The organism is Salinicoccus sp. RF5 (genome assembly GCF_020786625.1).
GTDB lineage: Bacteria > Bacillota > Bacilli > Staphylococcales > Salinicoccaceae > Salinicoccus.
This window is the reverse complement of the sequence record NZ_JAJGRC010000001.1, coordinates 513,835-535,711: the sequence shown is the minus strand read 5'-3', so window position 1 is coordinate 535,711 and position 21,877 is coordinate 513,835. Positions and strand designations below refer to the sequence as shown.

Sequence of the window (21,877 nt, the reverse complement as noted above, 5' to 3'; positions counted from 1 at the left end):
ACATAACAAGTCATGAAGTAATGATGTCCATCATGAATCGTGGCTTTTGATAGAACAGATCCATTCTTGTTCTAGATATCATATATATTATTATCTTATCTGTTGTAGAGAGGCTGCCGCCTCTCTATTTTTTTATTTTACATATGCTTATCAGAACCGGCCGTGTATGGTATTCTTTTATCATATATCAACGTATTAATGGAGGCGCTCTACAGTGAACAGGCTTTTCAACCGTAACCGCATGCTGATGATCCTATTCGGCATCATCATACTCATCATCCTGATCGGTTTCTCGATCACCGACCGCAGTACCACGACCAAAGCTGAACAGTTCACCGCCGATGCGGCTGCCGGCTCACAGATGATCATCGAGGCACCGCTCAACTTTGCCGGCAGCATATTCTCGAGCATCAGGCAGAGCTTCAATGCGGTTGAGGAGAATGAACAGCTCAGGGCACAGCTGGAGATGCTGCCCCAGATGCAGTCGGACCTGGAACGTCTCAAGGCCGAGAATGAAGAACTGAGGGAAGCTTTGGACATCAGTTCCAAGCAGTCCTATGAAAGCATCAATGCAAGGGTGATCTCCCGCTCCCCGGACCAGTGGCTGAACAATTTCACCATCGACAAGGGGGAGGCGGACGGCATCGATGAAGGGATGGCGGTCATGACGCCGGAGGGCCTGATCGGCACAGTCGCACGTGCGAACGGCGGCTCCAGCTATGTCGAACTGCTGACGACTGACGTATCCCAGAACAACATGTCTGTGGAGGTCATTCATGATGGCAATCCGATCTACGGCAACATTCGCGAATACGATACGGAACGGAACCTTCTGGTCATCGAAAACATAAAGAACCGCAGCGGACTTGCTCGCGGGGATGAAGTGCTTACGAGCGGACTCGTCGGCGACTATCCTGAAGGCCTCCTCATCGGGACGGTCGTGGAGGTCCAGAATGACGAATATGGATTGAGCCAGAATGCCTACGTCCAGATGAAGGGCAATGTCGATGATGTCGATGTCGTCTTCGTAATCGAAAGAAATCCGGAATCCATGGAGGAATAGCATGAGGGCGATCATAATATTTCTGTTTTCATTCCTGCTGATGTATGTGGATTTCCTGTTTGCAGACTTCAGCCCGATGGAAATCGGCGGTGTGGAGGTTTATTTCGTCCCCCGGGCACTGCTGATGTTCATACTGCTCGTCTCGGTATATGCCAGTCCCAGGATGAGTGTTCTGCTCGGCGTCGTCTTCGGTGCCATGCTGGACCTGTACATAGGATCGCTCTACGGCATCCATACGTTTGGCATGGTGGCTTTCGTCCTGTTCATGCACACCGCATTCAGGGTCTTCCATAAGGACTTCGTCGCCCTGGCATTCGTCGTGCTGCTCCTGACCTTCTTCTATGACCTCTACATCTACTTCGTCTACAGTGCGCTCGACATGGTGCATCTGTCGGCATTCGATTATCTGGCGCTCAGGGCGGCGCCGAGCCTGCTCCTGAACGCGCTGATCTTCATCCTTGTTTTCATCATCGCACTGAAGACTTCCAAGGTCAGAAAAGAGGTACTGCCAAAGCATTGACAGCAGGGAACACCGTTGGTATAATGCAGTAGTTGGTGATAATGTAGACATCAACCGCTCAATTACAGGTTCAAGTGATGCAAATCCACCTGTAGATGGCGTGTCTTATTTTAAATCAGGAGGTGTAAGTATGTTTGCAATTATCGAAACAGGTGGTAAACAGATTAAAGTCGAATCTGGTCAAACGATCTATGTAGAGAAAATTGATGCAGAGGAAGGTGCGACCTTCACATTCGACAAAGTGCTCTTCGTAGGTGGAGATTCCGTTAAGGTCGGTGCGCCTACAGTTGAAGGTGCAACTGTATCTGCGAAAGTTGAAAAGCACGGCCGCGGCAAGAAGATCGACGTGGTGAAATTCAAGCGCAGAAAGAACTACAAGCGTAAGCAAGGGCACCGTCAGCCTTATACGAAGCTGACTGTTGATAAGATCGACGCGTAATGATCAATGTAGAATTCAACATAAACGATGATGGACAGGTTACATCCTTCAAGATGGAAGGGCATGCCCAGTTCGATGAACACGGCAAGGACATTGTCTGTGCCGGTGCTTCAGCAGTCGTTTTCGGTTCTGTAAATGCAATCCTCAATATGACGGAAGCCAACCCTTCCATCAATATGGAGGAAGAGACCGGCTATTTCGAATTCAAACTCGAAGAACCGGACGACGCAAAATTACAGCTGCTGCTTGAAAGCATGATCATTTCTTTAAAAACGATAGAAGAAGAATACGGTGAACATATCAGATTATTATTCAAGTGAGGTGAAAGCAATGCTTAAACTGAATCTTCAATTCTTTGCATCCAAAAAAGGTGTAGGCTCAACGAAAAACGGTCGTGATTCCATATCCAAACGCCTCGGTGCGAAAAGGCAGGATGGCCAGTACGTTACAGGCGGATCCATTCTTTTCCGTCAGCGTGGGACTAAAATCCACCCGGGTGAAAACGTAGGTCGCGGCGGCGATGATACACTCTTCGCCAAAATCGACGGCGTTGTAAAATACGAGCGTCTGGGTCGCGATAAGAAACGCGTTTCCGTATACAAGGAAGCAAAATAATGAAACGAATGGACATCAGCAAAGCTGGTGTCCTTTTTATTTAAATGTGCTGAAATTGATATGCTATAATATTTAAGGATAGAGGTGAGACAATGTTTATAGATCAGGTAGATATTTACTTAAAAGCCGGCGATGGCGGGAATGGCCTTGTCGCATACAGACGTGAGAAGTATGTGCCGCTGGGCGGACCTTCCGGCGGTGATGGCGGCAATGGTGCGGACATCATATTCGAAGTCGATGAGGGACTCAGGACACTGATGGATTTCCGTTATCAGCGCCATTTCAAGGCGAAGCGCGGCGAGAATGGGATGAATTCGAATGCACACGGTAAGAATAGTGAGCCGATGGTGCTGAAAGTGCCGCCAGGCACCATTGTCAAAAGGAAGGATACCGGCGAAACGCTTGCGGACCTTGTACAGCATGGCGCGCGCGCAGTCGTGGCAAAAGGCGGACGCGGGGGACGCGGTAATTCAAGATTTGCCTCCTCCCGTAATCCTGCGCCCGATTTTGCCGAAAATGGTGAACCGGGTGAAGAGCTCGATGTGGTCATGGAGCTCAAACTCCTCGCGGATGTAGGGCTTGTCGGCTTCCCGAGTGTAGGGAAGTCCACGATACTCAGCGCAGTGTCGAAAGCGAAGCCGAAGACGGGCGACTACCCATTTACAACCATCAAGCCGAACCTCGGTGTGGTTGAAACCGGAGACGGCCGTTCGTTTGTGATGGCAGACCTGCCTGGGCTGATCGAAGGGGCTTCCGAGGGTACGGGTCTTGGACATCAGTTCCTGCGCCACGTCGAGCGGACGAAGGTCATCGTCCATGTCATCGACATCGGCGGGCTTGAAGGAAGGGATGCAGTCGAAGACTACAGGATCATCCGCAATGAGATGGGCCTATATAATGAAAACCTCCTGAAGCGTCCTGAAATCATAGTGCTGAACAAGGTCGACCTGGTGGAGGATGAAGCGGTCTTCGACCGTTTCACTGAAGCGGTAGGCGGAGATAAGGAGATCTTCAGAATATCTGCAGCGACGAGAGAGAACCTGGATACAGTACTATACAGGGTTGCAGATCTGCTCGAAGAGACATCTGAAGTGGAGGAAGTCATAGAGGAGACGGACCACCGTGTGGTCTATCGTCACGAGAAGGATCCGGATACATTCGAGATCAGCCGTGATGATGATGGTGCATATGTCGTCTCCGGGGATGCCATAGAGCGCATGTTCAAGATGACGGACTTCAACCGTGATGCTGCTGTCAGGAGATTCGCCAGACAGATGCGTTCCATGGGCATTGATGATGCGCTCAGGGAGCGCGGCATCCAGACCGGGGATACTGTAAGGATACTCGGCGGAGAATTCGAATTCGTAGAATGATGGTGATTTGATGTATCAGTATATTGTTGGTGTTTTGAAGGAAGTGGAGCCGCAGTATATCACTGTGGAGACGAATGGGATCGGCTACCTGATCATGGTTCCGAATCCTTTTCGCTTTGAGCATAATAAGGAGAACGAAGTGAAGATCCACACGGAACTGATCGTAAGAGAGGACAGCCATACGCTCTATGGCTTCAACTCGAGGGATGAAAAGATCCTTTTCAGGTCGCTGTTGCAGGTCACGGGCATCGGCCCGAAGAGTGCAATGGCAATTCTGGCTGCCTCCACCCCGGATGAGATCATCCGGGCGATCGAAACCGAAGATGAGAAGTATATGCAGAAGTTCCCGGGTGTCGGCAAGAAGACGGCCAGCCAGATCATCCTTGATTTGAAAGGCAAGCTCGGACATGTGGATGCTTCACCCGAGTCGCCTGATGTGGATGGCAATGACCACTTCATCAGCGAAGCCCTGCTCGCCCTGGAGGCGCTCGGCTACAGCAGACGTGAGCTCAAGCGCATTGAGAAGCACTTGGGCAAAGAATCTTTCGGTTCTGTGGACGAAGCAGTAAAAAGAGGGCTTAAATACCTAGTTCAGTAATGGGGTGCTATTATGGATGATCGCATTTTAGATGAAGGAAAGCAGCAGAATGAAGAGCATTTGGAAATGTCGCTCCGGCCCGAATATCTGCACCAGTATATCGGCCAGCAGACATTGAAGAACAACCTGAACGTATTCATAGAAGCTGCGCGGATCAGGGAAGAGGCGTTGGACCACGTCATTCTGCACGGCCCTCCGGGACTCGGCAAGACGACGCTGTCGAACATCATCGCCAATGAGCTCGGTGTGAACATACGGACGACTTCCGGGCCGGCAATCGAACGTGCCGGGGATCTTGCGGCGATTCTATCGAGCCTCGAGATGGGGGACGTCCTGTTCATCGACGAGATCCACCGGCTTCCTCGGGCTGTGGAGGAGATCCTCTATTCTGCAATGGAGGACTTCTTCCTTGATGTCGTCATCGGCAAAGGGGAGGAAGCGAGGAGCATCCGGATCGACCTGCCGCCATTCACACTGGTGGGGGCGACGACACGCTTCGGCAGCCTTTCGGCACCGCTCCGTGACCGTTTCGGCGTCCAGCTGAGGCTCGAATACTACGATGTCGACAGCCTGGTCACCATCGTCAACCGTACAGCGGACATATTTGAAGTCGCCATCGACGATGACAGTGCAATCGAGCTTGCCAGACGTTCACGCGGCACGCCGCGGATCGCCAACCGGCTGCTCAGGCGTGTCCGGGACTTTTCGATCGTGAAGAAGGAGCCGTCCATCACCCTCGAGACGACGAACCATGCGCTGAAGGTGCTGGAAGTCGACCCGAGCGGGCTGGACCCGATCGACCACAAGATCATGAATACGATTCTCGAAACATACGGCGGCGGGCCGGTGGGCCTTGAAACCGTGGCTGTGTCGATTGGTGAGGAAGTCATCACACTGCTGGATGTATACGAACCGTACCTGATCCAGCAGGGGTTCCTCGAACGGACACCGAGGGGCCGGAAGGCTACAGCAAAAAGCTACGACTACTTTAATGGAAAATCACAGATGGATATATTCAGAAATGAGGAATAGGTTTTGAAACTCGAGGAATTTGATTTTGAGCTGCCTGAATCACTCATTGCCCAGACCCCTCTGAAAGACCGGGCACAGAGCAGGCTGCTCGGCCTGAATAAGGCGGATGGGACTGTATCGGACGGGAAGTTCGAGGATATTGTGAAGTACCTCAACGCGGGTGATGCACTGGTGCTCAATGATACGAAAGTACTGCCGGCAAGGCTCTTCGGTGTGAAGCATGAGACGGGCGCCAAAGTGGAGATGCTGCTGCTCAAACCGATCGAAGGCGGGTATGAAGTGCTCATCCGTCCGGCCAGGAAGGTCAAGGAGGGGACGGAGATCGACTTCGGTGATGGTCTCTTGAAGGCGGTATGCACCGGCACATTCGATGAGGGCATCAGACATGTCAGCCTCCACCACGAAGGGCTGCTCGAGAATGTCCTCGATGAACTGGGTGAGATGCCTTTGCCGCCATACATCAAGGAAACACTGGAGGATAAGGATCGGTACCAGACGGTCTATGCAAAAAATACGGGGTCCGCTGCCGCGCCGACGGCTGGGCTTCATTTTACTGAAGCGCTGCTCGAGCGCATCAGGGCGCAGGGTGTACATATCGCCTATATCACCCTGCATGTGGGCCTCGGCACATTCAGGCCCGTCAGTGCTGATAACATCGAGGACCATAAGATGCACTCCGAATTCTATATCATGAACCGGGAGACGGCGGATGTACTCAATGGAGTCCGGGAAAATGGAGGAAAAGTGGTCAGTGTCGGTACGACGAGTACGCGGACATTGGAGACGATCATGCGGGATCATGGCAGGTTCGAAGAGGCGAGCGGCTTTACGGACATTTTCATCTATCCGGGCTTCCAGTACAGGGCCGTTGATGCGCTGATCACGAACTTCCACCTCCCCAAGTCCTCCCTGATGATGCTGGTCAGCGCTTTCAGCGACAAGGATACGGTAATGAAGGCCTACCAGCATGCGATTGATGAGAAGTACCGGTTCTTCAGCTTTGGAGACGCGATGATAATATATGAGGATGAAGAATAGATGGCAATAAGATATGAACATATAAAGACATGCAAGCAGACCGGTGCCCGCATCGGCAAACTGCACACGCCGCACGGCACAATCGATACACCGATATTCATGCCTGTCGGTACGCTGGCGACAGTGAAGACGATGACACCTGAGGAGCTCGCAGATATCGGCAGTCAGATCATTCTGAGCAACACCTACCACCTGTGGCTGAGACCCGGCAGTGACATCATCAGGGAAGCCGGAGGCCTCCATAAGTTCATGAACTGGGACAAGCCCATCCTGACGGATTCCGGCGGTTTCCAGGTGTTCAGCCTGAGTGACAGGCGCAAGATTGAAGAGGAAGGCGTCCATTTCAGAAGCCACCTTGATGGCTCCAAACTCTTTTTGAGTCCCGAGAAGGCGATGGATATCCAGCACGACCTCGGTTCCGACATCATGATGGCATTCGACGAGTGTCCGCCATTCCCTGCAGAGAAGAAGTATGTCAAGGATTCGATCGAACGGACCACCAGGTGGGCAGAACGCTGCCTTACCCATCATGTCAAGGAAGGGCATGACAGGAACCAGGCACTGTTCGGCATCGTACAGGGCGGGGAATACAGCGACCTCCGGGCCCAGAGTGCGAAGGACCTTGTGGCGATGGACTTCCCCGGCTATTCGATCGGCGGCCTTTCCGTCGGAGAGCCGAAGCCGATCATGTACCGCATGCTGGAGGAGACGGTACCATTCCTTCCGGAGGACAAACCGAGGTATCTGATGGGTGTCGGCTCGCCCGATGCCCTGATTGAAGGCGTCATCAGGGGCATAGACATGTTCGACTGTGTCCTCCCGACCCGTATTGCACGGAATGGCACCACAATGACATCAAAGGGCCGGGTCGTCGTCAAGAACAAGAAATTCGAGCGTGATTTCACACCACTCGATCCCGGGTGCGACTGCTACACATGCCGTAATTACACGAAGGCATACTTGCGCCATCTGTTCAAAACGGATGAAATTTTGGGATTGAGGCTTACCACTTATCATAACCTGTATTTTCTGCTAAAATTGATGGAGGATATTCGAACTGCAATTTTAAATGATCAATTGATGGATTTTAAAGAAGCATTTTTCGAATCATACGGATTGAATGTTGAAAATCCGAAAAATTTCTAACAGAGGAGAAGATGTATAGATGGAATTTTTCATGGCCATCCTGCCGTTTCTGGTACTCATCCTGGTAATGTACTTCCTGATGATCCGTCCTGCGCAGAAGAAGCAGAAGGAAGTTCAGAACATGCAGTCAAGCCTGCAAAAAGGTGATGAGATCATCACGATCGGCGGCATCCACGGAACGGTGGAGTCGTTCGACCAGAAGCACATGTACATCCGTACGGATGATGTGAATGGCGCAGTACTCAAATTTGAGCGTGTTGCGCTTAAAGAAATCGTAAAATAGAAAGACCATCAGCTGGCTCAAGGAGTCAGCTTTTTTCATTTTAATTTTTGGTGGTAACAGTTATAATTGAAACGTTGAGGACTTACAATATAATCGAGGTGTGTTTTTTTGAAAGTGAAAACGAATAGAATCATAGCTGCTGTCCTGGTGGCCGTCATGCTGCTGACAGTCATCGGCCTGACCGTCAAGGACCTCGTCAAGGATGTCAATCTCGGGCTGGACCTCCAGGGCGGTTTTGAAGTGCTGTATCAGGTGGAACCTTTGAATGAAGGCGACGAAATTGATGATACTGCAGTTCAGAGTACGGCCCAGACGCTGGATTCACGGGTCAACGTGCTCGGCGTATCGGAACCGAACATACAGATCGAGGAAGGCAACCGCATACGCGTACAGCTGGCAGGTGTCGATGATCAGACGGAGGCACGGGAACTGCTCAGTACCCAGGCTGAACTGACCATCCGGGATGTGGATGACAATGTCCTGATGGATGGTTCCGATCTGGTTCAGGGCGGGGCGAGCCAGAATTTTGATGAAATGAACCAGCCGATGGTTTCACTCGAACTGAAGGATCCGGGGGAATTCAGGGATATCACCGAAGAGATTTCCCAGCGTCCGGCAGGCGAGAACCTGATGGTCATCTGGATGGACTTTGAGGAGGGTGAGGACAGTTTTGAAGAGGAGGCCCAGAAGGCCGATCCGAAATTCATCTCTGCTCCGAGCGTCTCCCAACCGATCAATTCGTCCGATGTCATGATTTCCGGCGGATTTGAAGGCCAGGAAGGCATTGAGCGTGCACAGAACATCGCTGCACTCCTCAATTCCGGTGCACTGCCGGTAAAACTGACTGAGATCTATTCGACCTCCGTCGGCGCCCAGTTCGGTGAACAGGCACTGGATGAGACCGTCACTGCCGGCCTGATCGGCGTGGCACTCGTATTCATATACATGATCGCATTCTACAGGCTCCCCGGGGTTGTTGCTGCGGTCACGCTCACAGTCTATATCTACCTGACGATATTCGGCTTCAATATGATCAGCGGGGTGCTCACACTGCCGGGGATCGCAGCCCTCATCCTCGGTGTGGGGATGGCTGTGGATGCCAATATCATCATGTATGAACGGATAAAGGATGAACTACGCATCGGCCGCAACCTGAAGCAGGCCTATAAGAAGGCATCTGCTGCCTCATTGTGGACCATCATCGATGCGAACATCACTACACTGGTCGCAGGCGTCGTGCTCTTCGCCTTCGGTACAAGCAGTGTAAAAGGCTTTGCGACCATGCTGCTGCTCTCCATACTGATGAGCTTCATCACAGCGGTATTCCTGACACGCTTCCTGCTGTCGATGCTGATCAAATCCGGCTTCTTCAACAACCGTCTCGGATGGTTCGGCGTGAAGGAGGAGAGCAGATACAGCATCAATGAAGGCAAGGACATAGAAGACCTTACGACACCATGGGACCGTTTCGATTTCGTAGGCCACTCCAGAAAATTCTTTGCATTCAGTCTGGGCACGATCCTGGTCGGACTGCTCATCCTGTCGATATTCCGGCTGAACCTCGGCATCGACTTCACAAGTGGTACCAGGGCGGATATACAGACTGACGGTGAAGCGACAGTGGAGCAGGTTGAAGAGGAACTCGAAGCGATGGACCTGTCCCCGGACAGCATCACGACGTCCGGAGATAACATGGTGGTTGTGCAGTATGCGGAGAATCTTCCGCAGGATTCCGTCACTGAGATGCAGAGCACGTTCGATGACCTCTACGGCAGTGAGCCGGCAATCAGTACGGTAAGTCCGGTCATCGGACAGGAACTGGCCAAAAATGCGGTCATCGCTCTCGCAATCGCATCCATCGGCATCATCCTCTATGCGACCATAAGGTTCGAATGGCGGATGGCACTGCCGAGTGTGCTCGCTCTCATCCATGATGCCTTCATCATGATTACGGTCTTCTCGATCTTCCGTCTGGAAGTCGACATCACCTTCATTGCGGCGGTGCTGACGATCATCGGGTACTCGATCAATGATACGATCGTCACATTCGACAGGGTGAGGGAGAACTTGAGGAAGTACAAAGTCATACGGAAGGAAGAGGAGATTGACACCATCATCAACCGGTCCCTCAAGCAGACGCTCACGCGTTCCGTGAATACGGTCCTTACCGTCATCATCGTGGTGGTCTTCCTTGTACTCTTCGGAAGCACCGCCATACTGAATTTCTCGATTGCCCTCCTGGTCGGCCTGATCAGCGGCATCTATTCATCACTCTTCATCGCGCTGCAGCTGTGGGGCATCCTGAAGAAGCGCCAGCTGCGCAATGCAGACGGCGCCCTGACGGTTTATGAGGAAAAAAGCAAAGATGATGATAAAATATTAGTATAATACCTGAAACGCCCAAGATCCCTTGGGCGTTTTGCAAAGGATGAAGAATATGTACCAGTCGAAGTATGAGTGGAAAGTAAGACGTAAGACTTCCGACATTCCGGAACCGCTCCGTGAAAAATTCAAGTTGGACCCGCTGGAACAGACAATATTGGAGAACAGGGGATTCACAACGGAGGCAGACTTGGAGAAAATCTACCACCCGAAGACATATGATGCCGGACGCGTCCACATGATGGATAAGGCAGTGGCTCGCATAGAGGCTGCACTGGAAGGTGACGAGCGCATACTCGTCTATGGCGATTTTGATGCAGATGGCATCACAAGCACTGTGCTCCTTCTGTCAGCACTCCGAAGGAAAACGGATGACGACAATGTGGACTTCTTCATCCCCAACCGGATCGAGGATGGGTATGGCCCGAACCAGACCATCTTCGAGGAAATCGTCGTCGGCCAGTATGATCTCGTCATCACTGTCGACAATGGAGTTTCAGGCGGCAGGGAGATCGGATTCCTCACGTCCCGGGGTGTGGATGTGATCGTGGTCGATCACCATGCATTCGGGGAGGATGTGCCTGAAGTCACCATACTGCACCCGGATCATCCGGATGGGGAATACCCCTTCAAATCACTGGCCGGGGTCGGCATCACCTACAAGCTTGTGCAGGCACTCGGGCTTGATAGGAAGGAAGACCTCGGCTGGGTGGCGATCGGCACCGTCGCCGACCTTGTGCCCATGATAGATGAAAACAAGAAGCTCGTCACCGAGGGGCTGAAAGTTCTGAATGACACGCCCCCGGCAGGAGTCCATACGCTTCTGAGAAGTGCAGGGAGCGATGGCTACATCGATGAAGAGACCATCGCGTTCGGACTCGCGCCGCGCCTCAATGCGACCGGCCGGCTCGGGGAAGCGGAAATCGCAGTCGAACTGCTTCTTGAAGAGGATATGAACCTTGCCTATGAGCAGGCTGTAGTCGTCGAGGATATGAATGTGGAAAGGAAGCAGCTGGTGGAGACGATCTTCGGCGAAGCCGATGCCGATATAGACGCCGGCAATCAGATCAATATCGTCTACCGTGAAGGGTGGCATCCGGGTGTACTCGGCATCGTCGCTTCAAAAATCGTCGAGAAATACGGGAAACCGGCAATTGTGCTGACCTTGGACGGAGATATATATCGGGGGTCCGCCCGTTCAATCGAAGGTGTGGATCTGCACGGGATCCTTGCGGAACATTCGAATCACCACCATCGCTTCGGCGGGCACGCACTCGCGCTCGGTGTCGAAGTGGGCGCAGCGGATATCGAGGCATTCAAGGATGAGCTGGAGCAGCATATGAACGGGCTGGAACTGAACTTGAGGCCGCTGAAGCATATAGACTACCAGATCAAACAGGGGAATATGAGCATGAAGGCATTCGAGCGGTTCGGCCGTCTCAAGCCTTTCGGCCAATCCTTCCAGTCTCCCGTCTTCCTCCTATCCAATGAGAATATCGGCACAATCAAGCAGGTCGGCAAGGACCGGTCGCACATCAAGCTGTCCATGCCGAAGGTCGGCATGGATGTCATCGGTTTCGGCTTCGGACATCTGATCAATGAAGTTTCCACCCAGGATCCGATCAGCCTGGTCGGAACGGTGAATGTGAATGAGTTCAACCAGAAACGGACACTTCAGATGATGCTGCAGGATGCGAGCGTCGACAGTGTACAGCTGATTGATATGAGGAGCCGTACCGACCAGCGCTTCGATATGATCACGCAGGAAGATGTTTTCGTCATAGCCGAAGGCAGGGAAAAGAAAGGGGAGAACTACTACCACTACGGTGAAGCACTCCCTTTCACTTCGAAGACGGTGGTGCTGAGGGATCTGCCTGAAAGCGTGGAGAACCTCTCGTATTCCCTGAGGGACATCCATGCATCCAAAATCATCGCGCTTTTCCATCAGAAGGAGGAGCTGTTCTTCACAGGCATACCAAAAGCAGAGGATATATCAAATGTGCTGCAGCTGATGGGGAAGGCTGAAGAAGGTACGATAGATCTTGCGAAACATGCCCCGGCCCTGGCTGACCGACTGGGCATAAAGATGAAATTTCTCAAGATGGCCATCGATATTATGACGGATTTGGAGATTATCACACTAAAAGATGGTATAGTATATAAGGGTCAGGAAGAGGAGAATTGGAAGCTCGCGGACTCCAGGCACTACCAGAAGCTTAAAAGTCAGCTGGAAGCCGAAAGGCTTCTCAAGATGTCTTCTTCATCTGAACTGAAAGAGTATCTCAGATCATTAATTTCAAATTGAGTGGTGGATTAGAAATGGATTTAAAAAAATATGTATCAGAAGTATCGGACTGGCCGAAGGAAGGCGTCAGTTTCAAGGACATTACAACAATCATGGACAATGGTCCTGCATACAAGTATGCGACAGATCAGATGGTGGAGTATGCACGGGAGAAGGAAGTCGACATCGTCGTCGGCCCTGAAGCCCGCGGCTTCATCATCGGCTGTCCTGTGGCATACAGCATGGGAATCGGATTTGCTCCTGTACGGAAGGAAGGGAAGCTTCCAAGGGAAGTCATCAAATATGAATATGAACTGGAGTACGGCACCAATGTCCTGACGATGCACAAGGATGCGATCTCTCCGGGCCAGCGCGTGCTGATTACGGATGACCTCCTCGCTACAGGCGGCACGATAGAAGCGACGATCCACCTTGTGGAATCCCTCGGCGGCATTGTGGTCGGCATCGCCTTCCTGATCGAGCTTGAATATTTGGGAGGCAGGAAACTCCTCGAAGGATATGATACAATCTCATTGATCACGTATGATGAGTAGCCTGTTTTAAAGTCTGTGCAAACAGGCTTTTTTTGTCATTCATTTATTTGAAAGAGGTTTTATAGTATGATGAGTCTAACTAGTGTAAATGGGAAGCGGTGAGGTCATGAATAAGGAATATCCATATAGCAAAGACGATGTCATACGCATGTGTGGTTCATACATGCGTGAAGAGGATATGCTTATGATCCGTAAAGCATACGAATTGGCCAATGAAGCACATAAGGGCCAGTATCGGAAGAGTGGGGAGCCTTATATACTGCATCCCGTGCAGGTGGCCGGGATACTTGCGGAACTCAAACTTGACGGACCGACGATCATTGCCGGGTTCCTTCATGATGTGGTTGAAGATACGCCATATACATTTGATGACCTCAAGGAGATGTTCAATGAGGAGGTCGCCGTAATCGTCGACGGCGTCACCAAACTTGAAAAGGTCAAGTACCGCTCCAAGCAGGAGGAGCAGGCGGAGAACCACCGCAAGCTCTTCATCGCCATCGCCAAGGATATCCGGGTGATTCTGGTCAAGCTTGCGGATCGCCTCCACAATATGCGCACACTCAAGGCGATGCCCGAGCACAAGCAGGTCCGGACGGCCCAGGAGACGCTTGAAATCTATGCGCCCCTGGCACATCGCCTTGGTATTTCCAGCATCAAGTGGGAGCTTGAGGATACTGCACTCAGATATATCGAGCCCCAGCAGTATTTCAAGATCGTCAGCCTGATGAAGAAAAAGCGGAGCGAGCGGGAGATCGTCATCAACCAGGCCATCGACCGCATCCAGGAGGAAATGGACCACACTGGCATCAAAGGCCAGCTGTCCGGCCGTCCGAAGCACATATACAGTGTGTACCGCAAGATGAAGAAGCAGCACAAGCAGTTCGACCAGATCTTCGATCTGCTCGCCATCCGGGTGCTTGTGACGAGCATCAAGGACTGTTATGCGGTGCTCGGCGTCATCCATACCATCTGGAAGCCGATGCCCGGACGGTTCAAGGACTACATTGCCATGCCGAAGCCGAACATGTACCAGTCCCTCCACACCACTGTGGTCGGACCGAATGGCGACCCCCTTGAAATACAGATCCGTACATATGAGATGCACGAGATTGCCGAACACGGGGTTGCTGCGCACTGGGCCTACAAGGAAGGCAAGGAGCTCAAGGGCGAGCCTTCCATGGACAAGCGGATCAACTGGTTCCAGGACCTGATCGATCAGGAGACCTCCTCTCCGGATGCAGAGGAATTCATGGAGGCGCTGAAGACGGATCTCCTCAGTGACAAGGTCTACGTATTCACCCCGAACGGCGATGTGGTGGAACTGCCGATGGGCGCCATTCCAATAGATTTCGCCTACCAGGTGCATACGGAAGTGGGGAACCGCATGATCGGTGCCAAAGTCAACGGCAAGATCGTGCCGATCGACTACGAACTCTCCACCGGAGAGATTGTGGAGATCAGGACAAGCAAGCAGTCCTACGGCCCGAGTCTGGACTGGCTGAAGATGGTACGATCATCGAGTGCAAAGAACAAGATCCGTGCCTTCTTCAAGAAGCAGGACCGTGCAAGCAACATCGAAAAAGGCCGGTTTGCGGTGGAGCATGAGATCAAAAACCGCGACCATAAACCGGACGAGGTACTGAAGCCGCAGTTCATCAATCCCGTGCTGGACCGCTACAACATCAGCAATGAAGATGACCTGTATGCCATGGTCGGTTTCGGAGGTGTCACCGCACAGCAGGTGACGAACCGGCTGATGGAGAAATTCAAGGTCAATGAAGATAAGACGAACGTCGTCGAGGAGATCGACCGGACGCACCACTACAAGGAAATTTCGACGGAGTCGGGCGTGTATGTCCAGGGCATGGACAATCTGCTGATCAACCTGTCGAAATGCTGCAATCCGATTCCCGGAGATGATATCGTCGGCTTCATCACGAAGGGCCATGGTGTGAAGGTCCATGTGGCCACATGCCCGAACATCAGAAACGAAAAAGAGCGGCTGATCGATGTGGAATGGGTCAAGAACAAGAACAAGGACCGTAAATACCAGGCGGACCTGGAAGTGTCGGGCTACGACCGCCAGGGTCTCGTCAATGAGGTGCTCAACGTCGTCGCCAGCACCAAATTCCCGATCACCCGTGTGAACGGTCGGGCGGATATCGATAAGCACGCAAAGATCAGCCTGTCCGTAATGGTGCAGAATGTCGCGGACCTCCATCGGGTCGTGGACAAGATCAAACAGCTTCCGGACATATACAGCGTAGAACGCGTTTTTAAATGAGGTGTAGAAATGAGAGTAGTATTACAGAGAGTATCCAGTGCAACAGTCATCAGCAACGAATTCTTCAATGAAATCCGCCAGGGCTATTGTCTGCTCGTGGGTGTATCCAAGGATTCCACCGAGGAGGATGCGCTGAAACTCGCGGAAAAGATAGCTGCTAGCAGGAATTTCGAGGATGAATCGGGCAAGATCAACTTGTCGATCAAGGATGTGGGCGGAGAAATATTGAGCATTTCGCAGTTCACACTCTATGCAGATGTCAGAAAAGGGAACAGGCCGAGCTTTACGGAGGCGGCTGATAAAGAGCATGCCGACAGGCTGTACCGGCTCTTCAACGCCCATCTGCAGAAGATGGACCTGACCGTCAAGGAAGGATTCTTTGGTGAAATGATGAATGTCCAGATCAACAACGACGGTCCCATCACCATACTTTATGAATCCATAGGTGGTAAAATACAGTAATGAAGCGGCCAGCCGGAATTTTCAACAGCATATTTCAGGGGTTCAAGCATTTCCTGAAGTACAAGAAGCATATCTATGCAGCCCCCCTGTTCTTCCTTTCGGCGGCCGGAGTCATCATTCTGGTTGCCGTACTGGTCTACAACCGTTTCTTTTCAGTGTCCGGAGAAGCCGTACAGATTGATATTGATGAGCAGTCCCATGATTTCAGCGGGACGGTGATCGTCATCGATCCCGGCCATGGCGGCAAGGACCCCGGAGCCACAAGCATTTCTGGTGTGACGGAGGATGAGATCGTCTTCAGCATGGCACAGAGCCTCAAGTCACAGCTTGAAGCTGGCGGCGCCGAGGTCATCCTTACACGCGGCAGGGATGAATTCGCCTCGCTTGACCAGCGGAGGGTTGAGGGCGACCTGTTCATCAGCCTCCACAGCGATGCCATGGATGATCCGGATGTCTCCGGATTCACTACCTATTATACATATCCGGAACAGAAGGCATTTGCCGAGTCGATCAACAAGGCACTCGATCGGCGCTCCTATTTCCACAACCGCGGTGTGCACTCCATGAACTATCAGGTGACGTGGCAGCTCGATTATCCCGCCGTGCTGGTGGAACTGGGCTATCTGAGCAATGCCGTGGATGACATGGTGCTGAATGAGAGCCGCTACCAGGATATGATGGTCAAGGGGATTGTTGAGGGGATCAATGATTATTTGAATTGAATGCTTGACTTGTAACGGTTTAAACAATATCATATTAAATAATTGAATGATGTGAATTCATCGATCCGAAGAGGTGGATAGGGTGGACGACAGAGAGACCTGCCGAGGCTGAAAGCAGGTTGTCCGCCGGTATCCTTCAGCCGACACTTCGGTAGAATCCTTCAATACAGGCGGTGGCAGCCGTTATTATGCAAGAGGGCCCGGTAAGGGCTGAAGCAGGGTGGCAACGCGATCTAATCGCCCCTTATATCCGTCTGGATATAAGGGGCTTTTTTATATTTTAGGAATGGAGTGGAACATATGATACAGATTCCAAGAGGCACGCAGGATATATTGCCGAAGGACACATACAAATGGCAGTTCATTGAAGACAGGCTGCATGAAATCGCACAGAATTACAACTATAAGGAAATCCGTACGCCGGTGTTCGAATCCACCGAACTGTTCGTACGGGGGGTCGGCGGTTCGACGGACATCGTCAACAAGGAGATGTATACGTTCATGGACAAGGGCGACCGCAGCATGACGCTGAAACCGGAAGGCACAGCACCGGTGGTCAGGAGCTACATCGAAAACAAGATGCAGCACGACGTCAACCAGCCGGTCAAAGTATACTATCTGGCGCCGATGTTCAGGTATGAACGCCGCCAGAAGGGCAGATACCGCCAATTTGTCCAGTTCGGCATCGAAGCGATCGGTGTGGAGGATCCATTGATCGATGTGGAGGTCATCAGCATGCTGATGCATATATACCAGTCATTCGGACTGAAGAACCTGAAACTCTACATCAATTCCATCGGGGACCAGGACAGCCGGGCGGCATACAACCAAGCACTCGTGGATCACTTCAGGCCGTCAATCGGTGAGTTCTGTTCGGATTGCCAGACCCGCATCGATACGAATCCGATGCGCATACTCGACTGCAAGAAGGACAGGGATCATGCACTTGTCCAGAATGCACCAAGAATATACGACTATTTGAATGAGGAGTCCAAAGTCTACTTCGAAAAGGTGACGGAAAACCTCGATGCACTCGGCATTTCCTATGAAATCGACTATAATCTTGTGCGTGGGCTCGACTATTATACACATACTGCATTTGAACTGATGAGCGATGCTGAAGGCTTCGGAGCCATCACCACGCTGTGTGGTGGCGGCCGATACAACGGTCTGCTCGAACTGCTTGATGGGCCGCAGGAGACGGGCATCGGCTTTGCACTGAGCATAGAGCGCCTGTTGCTTGCGCTGGAAGCGGAAGGCATCGAAATACCCGAGCCTGAAGGCATCGACCTCTACATCTGTACACTGGACGCAGCAGCTGAAGCGACAGCAGGGCAGCTGCTCCACAGGCTGCGTGCGGAAGGCATCAGCTGTGATATGGACTACAAGCACAGGAAACTGAAAGCTCAGATGAAGGATGCAGACAGGAAAGGGGCGGCCTTCACAATCGTGCTCGGGGAATCCGAACTTGAAACAGGGGAAGTCGAGCTGAAGCATATGGAGTCCGGAGGAACGAAAAAGGTCAGCATGGATGACTTGCAACAATTAAGTACGCTAATTGAGGAGAATGGATCATGAGAAAATATGCAACGGAAATCACAGAACAACTGACAGGAGAGAGTGTCCACCTGAAAGGGTGGGTCCAGAAGAGACGTGACCTCGGCGGCCTGATATTCATCGACCTCAGGGACCGTTCCGGCGTCATTCAGGTCGTCTTCAACCCTGAGGTGTCGAAAGCTGCACTCGAAACTGCAGAACGCATCCGTTCCGAGTATGTCATTGCGGTGACGGGAAAAGTGCTGCAGAGGGACCCTTCCCAATTTAACGACAACATTGAAACAGGAAAGATCGAGCTGCTGATCGATGAAGTGGAGGTGCTGTCCAAAGCCGAGACCCCACCATTCCAGGTCATGGACGAGTCGATTGCGGAAGATATCCGCCTCAAATACCGCTATCTCGACCTCAGGAAGCCTAAGCTGCAGAATATACTGAAGCTCCGTCACCAGCTCAACCGCAGCATCAGGAACTTCCTGGACAATGAAACGTTCATCGATATCGAGACGCCCGTCCTGTCCAAATCGACACCGGAAGGGGCCCGGGACTACCTCGTGCCTTCCCGTGTACATGAAGGGGAGTTCTATGCCCTGCCGCAGTCACCCCAGATCTATAAGCAGCTCCTTATGCTCTCAGGCATGGAGCGCTACTATCAGATTGTAAAATGTTTCCGTGATGAGGACCTACGGGCGGACAGGCAGCCCGAGTTCACGCAGGTGGATATCGAAATGTCGTTCACAGACCAGGAGCAGATGATCGAACTGAATGAAAGAATGATCACGCAGGTGATGAAGGATGTCAAGGGCGTCGATATCGAGACGCCTCTGCCGAGGATGACATATGCCCAGGCGATGGCCGAGTACGGCGTCGACAAGCCGGATACGCGCTTCGGCCTCAAACTCAATGACTTGAGCGACTTCAGCAGATCCGTCGATTTCAAAGTATTCCGTTCCGCCGTCGAGAATGGGGGGATGGTCAAGGCGATCGTCCTTAAAGGTGAAGAGAGCCGGTTCTCCAGAAAAGACATCGACAAGCTGGAGACATATGTGAAGACCTATGGGGCGAAGGGCATCGCATGGCTGAAGGTGAAGGAGGGCGACTTGAACGGTCCGATCGCCAAATTCTTCAGTGAAGATAATCGAAAGGAACTTTATGAGACCCTCTCACTTGAAAACGGAGACCTCATCCTTTTCGTTGCGGATACGGAAAAGGTCGTCCATGCATCACTCGGCAACTTGAGGAACAAGCTGGCAAAGGATCTCGACCTCATTCCGGAAGGCCAGTTCAACTTCCTATGGGTGACGGACTGGCCGCTGTTCGAATATGATGAGGAGGCAGGCCGTTACTTTGCCGCCCACCATCCATTCACTTCCCCTAAAGCGGAAGATGTCGGGAAGCTGGAAACAGCGCCCGAGGAAGTCATCGCGAATGCATATGACATCGTGCTCAATGGTTATGAACTGGGTGGCGGCTCCGTCCGTATCCATGATGCAGAGACGCAGGAGAAGATGTTCCGTGCACTTGGTTTCACAGATGAAGAGCGCGACGAACAGTTCGGGTTCCTGCTTGAGGCATTCAAGTATGGCGCTCCGCCACACGGCGGCATCGCCTATGGTTTCGACCGTTTCGTCATGCTGCTGGCCGGTACGGATAACATCCGTGATGTCATTGCCTTCCCGAAGACCGCCAGTGCAAGCGATCTGATGATGAATGCGCCGTCCAGGGTATCGGGTGAACAGCTCAAGGAACTGCATATCGAAGTGGACATCGAGGAATAGAAGAACCTCCCGCTGTTCCACAGGACACTTTGTGGAAGGCGGGAGGCCGGATTTCTCCATATGGAGTGGAGAGCAGACTGAGGGATGCGTGATGCAAAAGCCGCAATAATGGCAGCTAGGGCAGATACAGTATGTGATTCAAATTCACAGAATAAAAAGATACTTATTACTATCTTTTTTGGATATCCTGTGCTATTATATTGGTAATAGGAATATCTGAGAAGTTCGTGATGTGTTGAATTATATTTTGACCTAACACCTTTATAAACGGGAGCCCGATAGGTTTTCCTATGAAAAACATGCCTGCTTGACAGGACGTTTGGAGTAGGGAACAGGGCACCCACCTGCACTTAGCAGGCCAAAATAATCAACAATGACACACGGCTTTAGCTCGGATATTCCGAATAAGTACCGAATTATTACAATTCGGTGCTTATTTTTTTATAATTTTTTAAGCTTGTCGTATATGTCGGCAAGCTGTTTTTCATACTTTGAGACATCCGATGTCTGGTAATAGGCGGCATTTTTGAGGGGGTCTGGCAGATATTGCTGACTGACCACGTGGTTCGGATAATTATGCGGATATTTATAGCCGATGCCATTTCCAAGCTTCTCGGCACTTTTGTAGTGGCTGTCCTTCAGATGCTTCGGAATGGCGCCCGTCTTCTTTTTCCTTATATCTGATAAGGCCCCGTCGATACTCTTGATGGCACTGTTCGATTTCGGTGACAGGGAAAGCTCGATGACGGCCTGCGAGAGGGGAATGCGTGCTTCCGGAAATCCGAGGCGTTCAGCAGAGACGATGGCATCGAGTGTGCGTGAAGCAAGCTGAGGATTGGCGAGGCCGATATCTTCATAGCTGATGACGAGAAGGCGCCTTGCGATGGTGACGAGGTCGCCTGCTTCAACGAGCCGGGCGAGGTAGTGGAGTGCTGCGTCCACATCACTGCCGCGGATCGATTTCTGGAAGGCACTCATGACATCATAGTGTTGATCGCCATCCTTATCATACAGAAGATCCGATTTCTGCATGCATGCCTTGGCATCTTCAATACCGATGACCGTGACGCCCTCGGAATTCTTCTCTGTGCTGAGCGCAGCAAGTTCCAGTGCATTCAGTGCACTTCTTACATCTCCTTGGCTGGTGTGGGAGAGGTAGCCGATCGCCTCATCGGAAATTTCCAGGTTGATGTCCCCGAGGCCGCGCGATGCATCTCCGATGGCACGCTCAAGTGCTTCCCTTACATCGTCCGGGTCGAGCAGTTCCAGTTCGAATATCTGGCACCGGCTCCGTATGGCCGGATTGATCGCGTGATAGGGGTTGGAGGTCGTGGCGCCGATCAGTATGATGTTCCCATTCTCAAGGTGTGGAAGCAGAAAGTCCTGCTTCGCCTTGTCCAAACGGTGGATCTCGTCGAGGAGGAGGATGACGCTGCCGCTCATCTTCCCTTCCTCGGCGACTGCCTGCATATCCTTCTTGGTGTTCGTTACGGCATTGAGTGTCCTGAACTTGTAGTTCGTGGATCCTGCGATGGCGCTGGCTATGCTCGTCTTGCCGATGCCCGGCGGTCCATAGAGGATCATGGAGGAAAGCCTTCTCGCCTTGACCATCCTTCTGATGATGCTGTTTTCGCCGACGAGGTGCGACTGTCCGAGTATTTCGTCAATCGTCTTCGGACGCATCCTGTAGCTTAATGGTTGAGTTGACATATTTTCACCTGTTTCAGAGTTATGGTATATTTAATACTAC

General features: G+C 51.8%; 20 protein-coding genes, 1 other RNA gene and 1 other annotated feature. Of the genes, 20 read left to right on the top strand and 1 reads right to left on the bottom strand.

The window, feature by feature from the left end; all coding sequences use genetic code 11:
* The first annotated feature begins 214 nt into the window (after window positions 1-214).
* The 20 genes from mreC to ssrS all read left to right on the top strand — a co-directional run bounded on the left by mreC (window position 215) and on the right by ssrS (window position 20,529).
* Entirely contained in the window at window positions 215-1,063 is an 849-nt protein-coding gene (gene mreC / locus LLU09_RS02940) for a rod shape-determining protein MreC (protein WP_040105538.1), read from the top strand.
* 1 nt (window position 1,064) lies between these two features.
* Window positions 1,065-1,583, top strand: coding sequence for a rod shape-determining protein MreD (gene mreD, locus LLU09_RS02935; protein WP_228310396.1), 519 nt, complete (start codon window positions 1,065-1,067; stop codon window positions 1,581-1,583).
* A gap of 42 nt (window positions 1,584-1,625) precedes the next feature.
* Window positions 1,626-1,699: a sequence feature (ribosomal protein L21 leader region), on the top strand.
* A 14-nt stretch (window positions 1,700-1,713) separates the two neighbouring features.
* Entirely contained in the window at window positions 1,714-2,022 is a 309-nt protein-coding gene (gene rplU, locus LLU09_RS02930) for a 50S ribosomal protein L21 (RefSeq protein WP_040105536.1), read from the top strand.
* Window positions 2,022-2,342 carry a ribosomal-processing cysteine protease Prp gene (locus tag LLU09_RS02925; protein ID WP_124010109.1) on the top strand — a complete coding sequence of 107 codons (321 nt, stop codon included), beginning with the start codon at window positions 2,022-2,024 and terminating at the stop codon, window positions 2,340-2,342. The genes rplU and LLU09_RS02925 overlap by 1 nt, the downstream gene beginning before the upstream one ends.
* 10 nt (window positions 2,343-2,352) lie before the next feature.
* Window positions 2,353-2,637, top strand: coding sequence for a 50S ribosomal protein L27 (gene rpmA / locus LLU09_RS02920; RefSeq protein ID WP_040105534.1), 285 nt, complete (start codon window positions 2,353-2,355; stop codon window positions 2,635-2,637).
* A gap of 92 nt (window positions 2,638-2,729) precedes the next feature.
* Window positions 2,730-4,010: a GTPase ObgE gene (gene obgE, locus LLU09_RS02915; protein ID WP_094905709.1), complete on the top strand. Its 1,281-nt coding sequence runs from the start codon at window positions 2,730-2,732 to the stop codon at window positions 4,008-4,010.
* Between the two features lie 10 nt (window positions 4,011-4,020).
* Window positions 4,021-4,608, top strand: coding sequence for a Holliday junction branch migration protein RuvA (gene ruvA / locus LLU09_RS02910; RefSeq protein ID WP_094905708.1), 588 nt, complete (start codon window positions 4,021-4,023; stop codon window positions 4,606-4,608).
* A gap of 12 nt (window positions 4,609-4,620) precedes the next feature.
* Window positions 4,621-5,640, top strand: a complete 1,020-nt coding sequence (gene ruvB / locus LLU09_RS02905) for a Holliday junction branch migration DNA helicase RuvB (protein ID WP_228310395.1) — start codon at window positions 4,621-4,623, stop codon at window positions 5,638-5,640.
* Between the two features lie 3 nt (window positions 5,641-5,643).
* Window positions 5,644-6,678: a tRNA preQ1(34) S-adenosylmethionine ribosyltransferase-isomerase QueA gene (queA, locus tag LLU09_RS02900; RefSeq protein ID WP_228310394.1), complete on the top strand. Its 1,035-nt coding sequence runs from the start codon at window positions 5,644-5,646 to the stop codon at window positions 6,676-6,678.
* Window positions 6,679-7,824 carry a tRNA guanosine(34) transglycosylase Tgt gene (gene tgt / locus LLU09_RS02895; protein ID WP_040105529.1) on the top strand — a complete coding sequence of 382 codons (1,146 nt, stop codon included), beginning with the start codon at window positions 6,679-6,681 and terminating at the stop codon, window positions 7,822-7,824.
* Between the two features lie 19 nt (window positions 7,825-7,843).
* A complete protein-coding gene (gene yajC / locus LLU09_RS02890; RefSeq protein WP_040105528.1) occupies window positions 7,844-8,107 on the top strand; it encodes a preprotein translocase subunit YajC in 264 nt (87 codons plus the stop codon).
* A gap of 114 nt (window positions 8,108-8,221) precedes the next feature.
* Window positions 8,222-10,495 (top strand): protein translocase subunit SecDF, encoded by a 2,274-nt coding sequence (gene secDF / locus LLU09_RS02885; protein WP_370632453.1) that lies wholly within the window; start codon window positions 8,222-8,224, stop codon window positions 10,493-10,495.
* A 49-nt stretch (window positions 10,496-10,544) separates the two neighbouring features.
* Window positions 10,545-12,794 carry a single-stranded-DNA-specific exonuclease RecJ gene (recJ, locus tag LLU09_RS02880; protein ID WP_228310392.1) on the top strand — a complete coding sequence of 750 codons (2,250 nt, stop codon included), beginning with the start codon at window positions 10,545-10,547 and terminating at the stop codon, window positions 12,792-12,794.
* Between the two features lie 14 nt (window positions 12,795-12,808).
* Complete coding sequence (locus LLU09_RS02875; RefSeq protein ID WP_040105526.1) at window positions 12,809-13,327, top strand: adenine phosphoribosyltransferase; 519 nt, start codon at window positions 12,809-12,811, stop codon at window positions 13,325-13,327.
* A 106-nt stretch (window positions 13,328-13,433) separates the two neighbouring features.
* Window positions 13,434-15,611, top strand: a complete 2,178-nt coding sequence (locus LLU09_RS02870; RefSeq protein WP_228310391.1) for a RelA/SpoT family protein — start codon at window positions 13,434-13,436, stop codon at window positions 15,609-15,611.
* Window positions 15,612-15,620: 9 nt separating this feature from the next.
* A complete protein-coding gene (dtd, locus tag LLU09_RS02865; protein ID WP_228310390.1) occupies window positions 15,621-16,073 on the top strand; it encodes a D-aminoacyl-tRNA deacylase in 453 nt (150 codons plus the stop codon).
* Window positions 16,073-16,795 (top strand): N-acetylmuramoyl-L-alanine amidase family protein, encoded by a 723-nt coding sequence (locus LLU09_RS02860; protein WP_228310389.1) that lies wholly within the window; start codon window positions 16,073-16,075, stop codon window positions 16,793-16,795. The genes dtd and LLU09_RS02860 overlap by 1 nt, the downstream gene beginning before the upstream one ends.
* A 300-nt stretch (window positions 16,796-17,095) precedes the next feature.
* A complete protein-coding gene (gene hisS / locus LLU09_RS02855) occupies window positions 17,096-18,373 on the top strand; it encodes a histidine--tRNA ligase (protein WP_228310388.1) in 1,278 nt (425 codons plus the stop codon).
* Window positions 18,370-20,127, top strand: coding sequence for an aspartate--tRNA ligase (aspS, locus tag LLU09_RS02850; protein ID WP_228310387.1), 1,758 nt, complete (start codon window positions 18,370-18,372; stop codon window positions 20,125-20,127). Before hisS ends, aspS begins: the two co-directional genes overlap by 4 nt.
* Before the next feature lie 210 nt (window positions 20,128-20,337).
* A non-coding RNA gene (ssrS, locus tag LLU09_RS02845) (6S RNA) lies at window positions 20,338-20,529 on the top strand.
* A 39-nt stretch (window positions 20,530-20,568) separates the two neighbouring features.
* Here ssrS and LLU09_RS02840 read toward each other — a convergent pair.
* A complete protein-coding gene (locus tag LLU09_RS02840) occupies window positions 20,569-21,837 on the bottom strand; it encodes a replication-associated recombination protein A (RefSeq protein WP_094905699.1) in 1,269 nt (422 codons plus the stop codon).
* Between the last annotated feature and the right edge of the window lie 40 nt (window positions 21,838-21,877).

Bases quoted from the DNA above. Each gene is read 5' to 3' on its own strand.
- rplU (WP_040105536.1), top strand. From the start codon at position 1,714: ATGTTTGCAATTATCGAAACAGGTGGTAAACAGATTAAAGTCGAATCT.
- obgE (WP_094905709.1), top strand. From the start codon at position 2,730: ATGTTTATAGATCAGGTAGATATTTACTTAAAAGCCGGCGATGGCGGG.
- mreD (WP_228310396.1), top strand. From the start codon at position 1,065: ATGAGGGCGATCATAATATTTCTGTTTTCATTCCTGCTGATGTATGTG.
- ruvA (WP_094905708.1), top strand. From the start codon at position 4,021: ATGTATCAGTATATTGTTGGTGTTTTGAAGGAAGTGGAGCCGCAGTAT.
- dtd (WP_228310390.1), top strand. From the start codon at position 15,621: ATGAGAGTAGTATTACAGAGAGTATCCAGTGCAACAGTCATCAGCAAC.
- LLU09_RS02875 (WP_040105526.1), top strand. From the start codon at position 12,809: ATGGATTTAAAAAAATATGTATCAGAAGTATCGGACTGGCCGAAGGAA.
- tgt (WP_040105529.1), top strand. From the start codon at position 6,679: ATGGCAATAAGATATGAACATATAAAGACATGCAAGCAGACCGGTGCC.
- LLU09_RS02860 (WP_228310389.1), top strand. From the start codon at position 16,073: ATGAAGCGGCCAGCCGGAATTTTCAACAGCATATTTCAGGGGTTCAAG.
- LLU09_RS02840 (WP_094905699.1), bottom strand. From the start codon at position 21,837: ATGTCAACTCAACCATTAAGCTACAGGATGCGTCCGAAGACGATTGAC.
- LLU09_RS02925 (WP_124010109.1), top strand. From the start codon at position 2,022: ATGATCAATGTAGAATTCAACATAAACGATGATGGACAGGTTACATCC.
- recJ (WP_228310392.1), top strand. From the start codon at position 10,545: ATGTACCAGTCGAAGTATGAGTGGAAAGTAAGACGTAAGACTTCCGAC.
- hisS (WP_228310388.1), top strand. From the start codon at position 17,096: ATGATACAGATTCCAAGAGGCACGCAGGATATATTGCCGAAGGACACA.
- LLU09_RS02870 (WP_228310391.1), top strand. From the start codon at position 13,434: ATGAATAAGGAATATCCATATAGCAAAGACGATGTCATACGCATGTGT.
- yajC (WP_040105528.1), top strand. From the start codon at position 7,844: ATGGAATTTTTCATGGCCATCCTGCCGTTTCTGGTACTCATCCTGGTA.
- aspS (WP_228310387.1), top strand. From the start codon at position 18,370: ATGAGAAAATATGCAACGGAAATCACAGAACAACTGACAGGAGAGAGT.
- rpmA (WP_040105534.1), top strand. From the start codon at position 2,353: ATGCTTAAACTGAATCTTCAATTCTTTGCATCCAAAAAAGGTGTAGGC.
- ruvB (WP_228310395.1), top strand. From the start codon at position 4,621: ATGGATGATCGCATTTTAGATGAAGGAAAGCAGCAGAATGAAGAGCAT.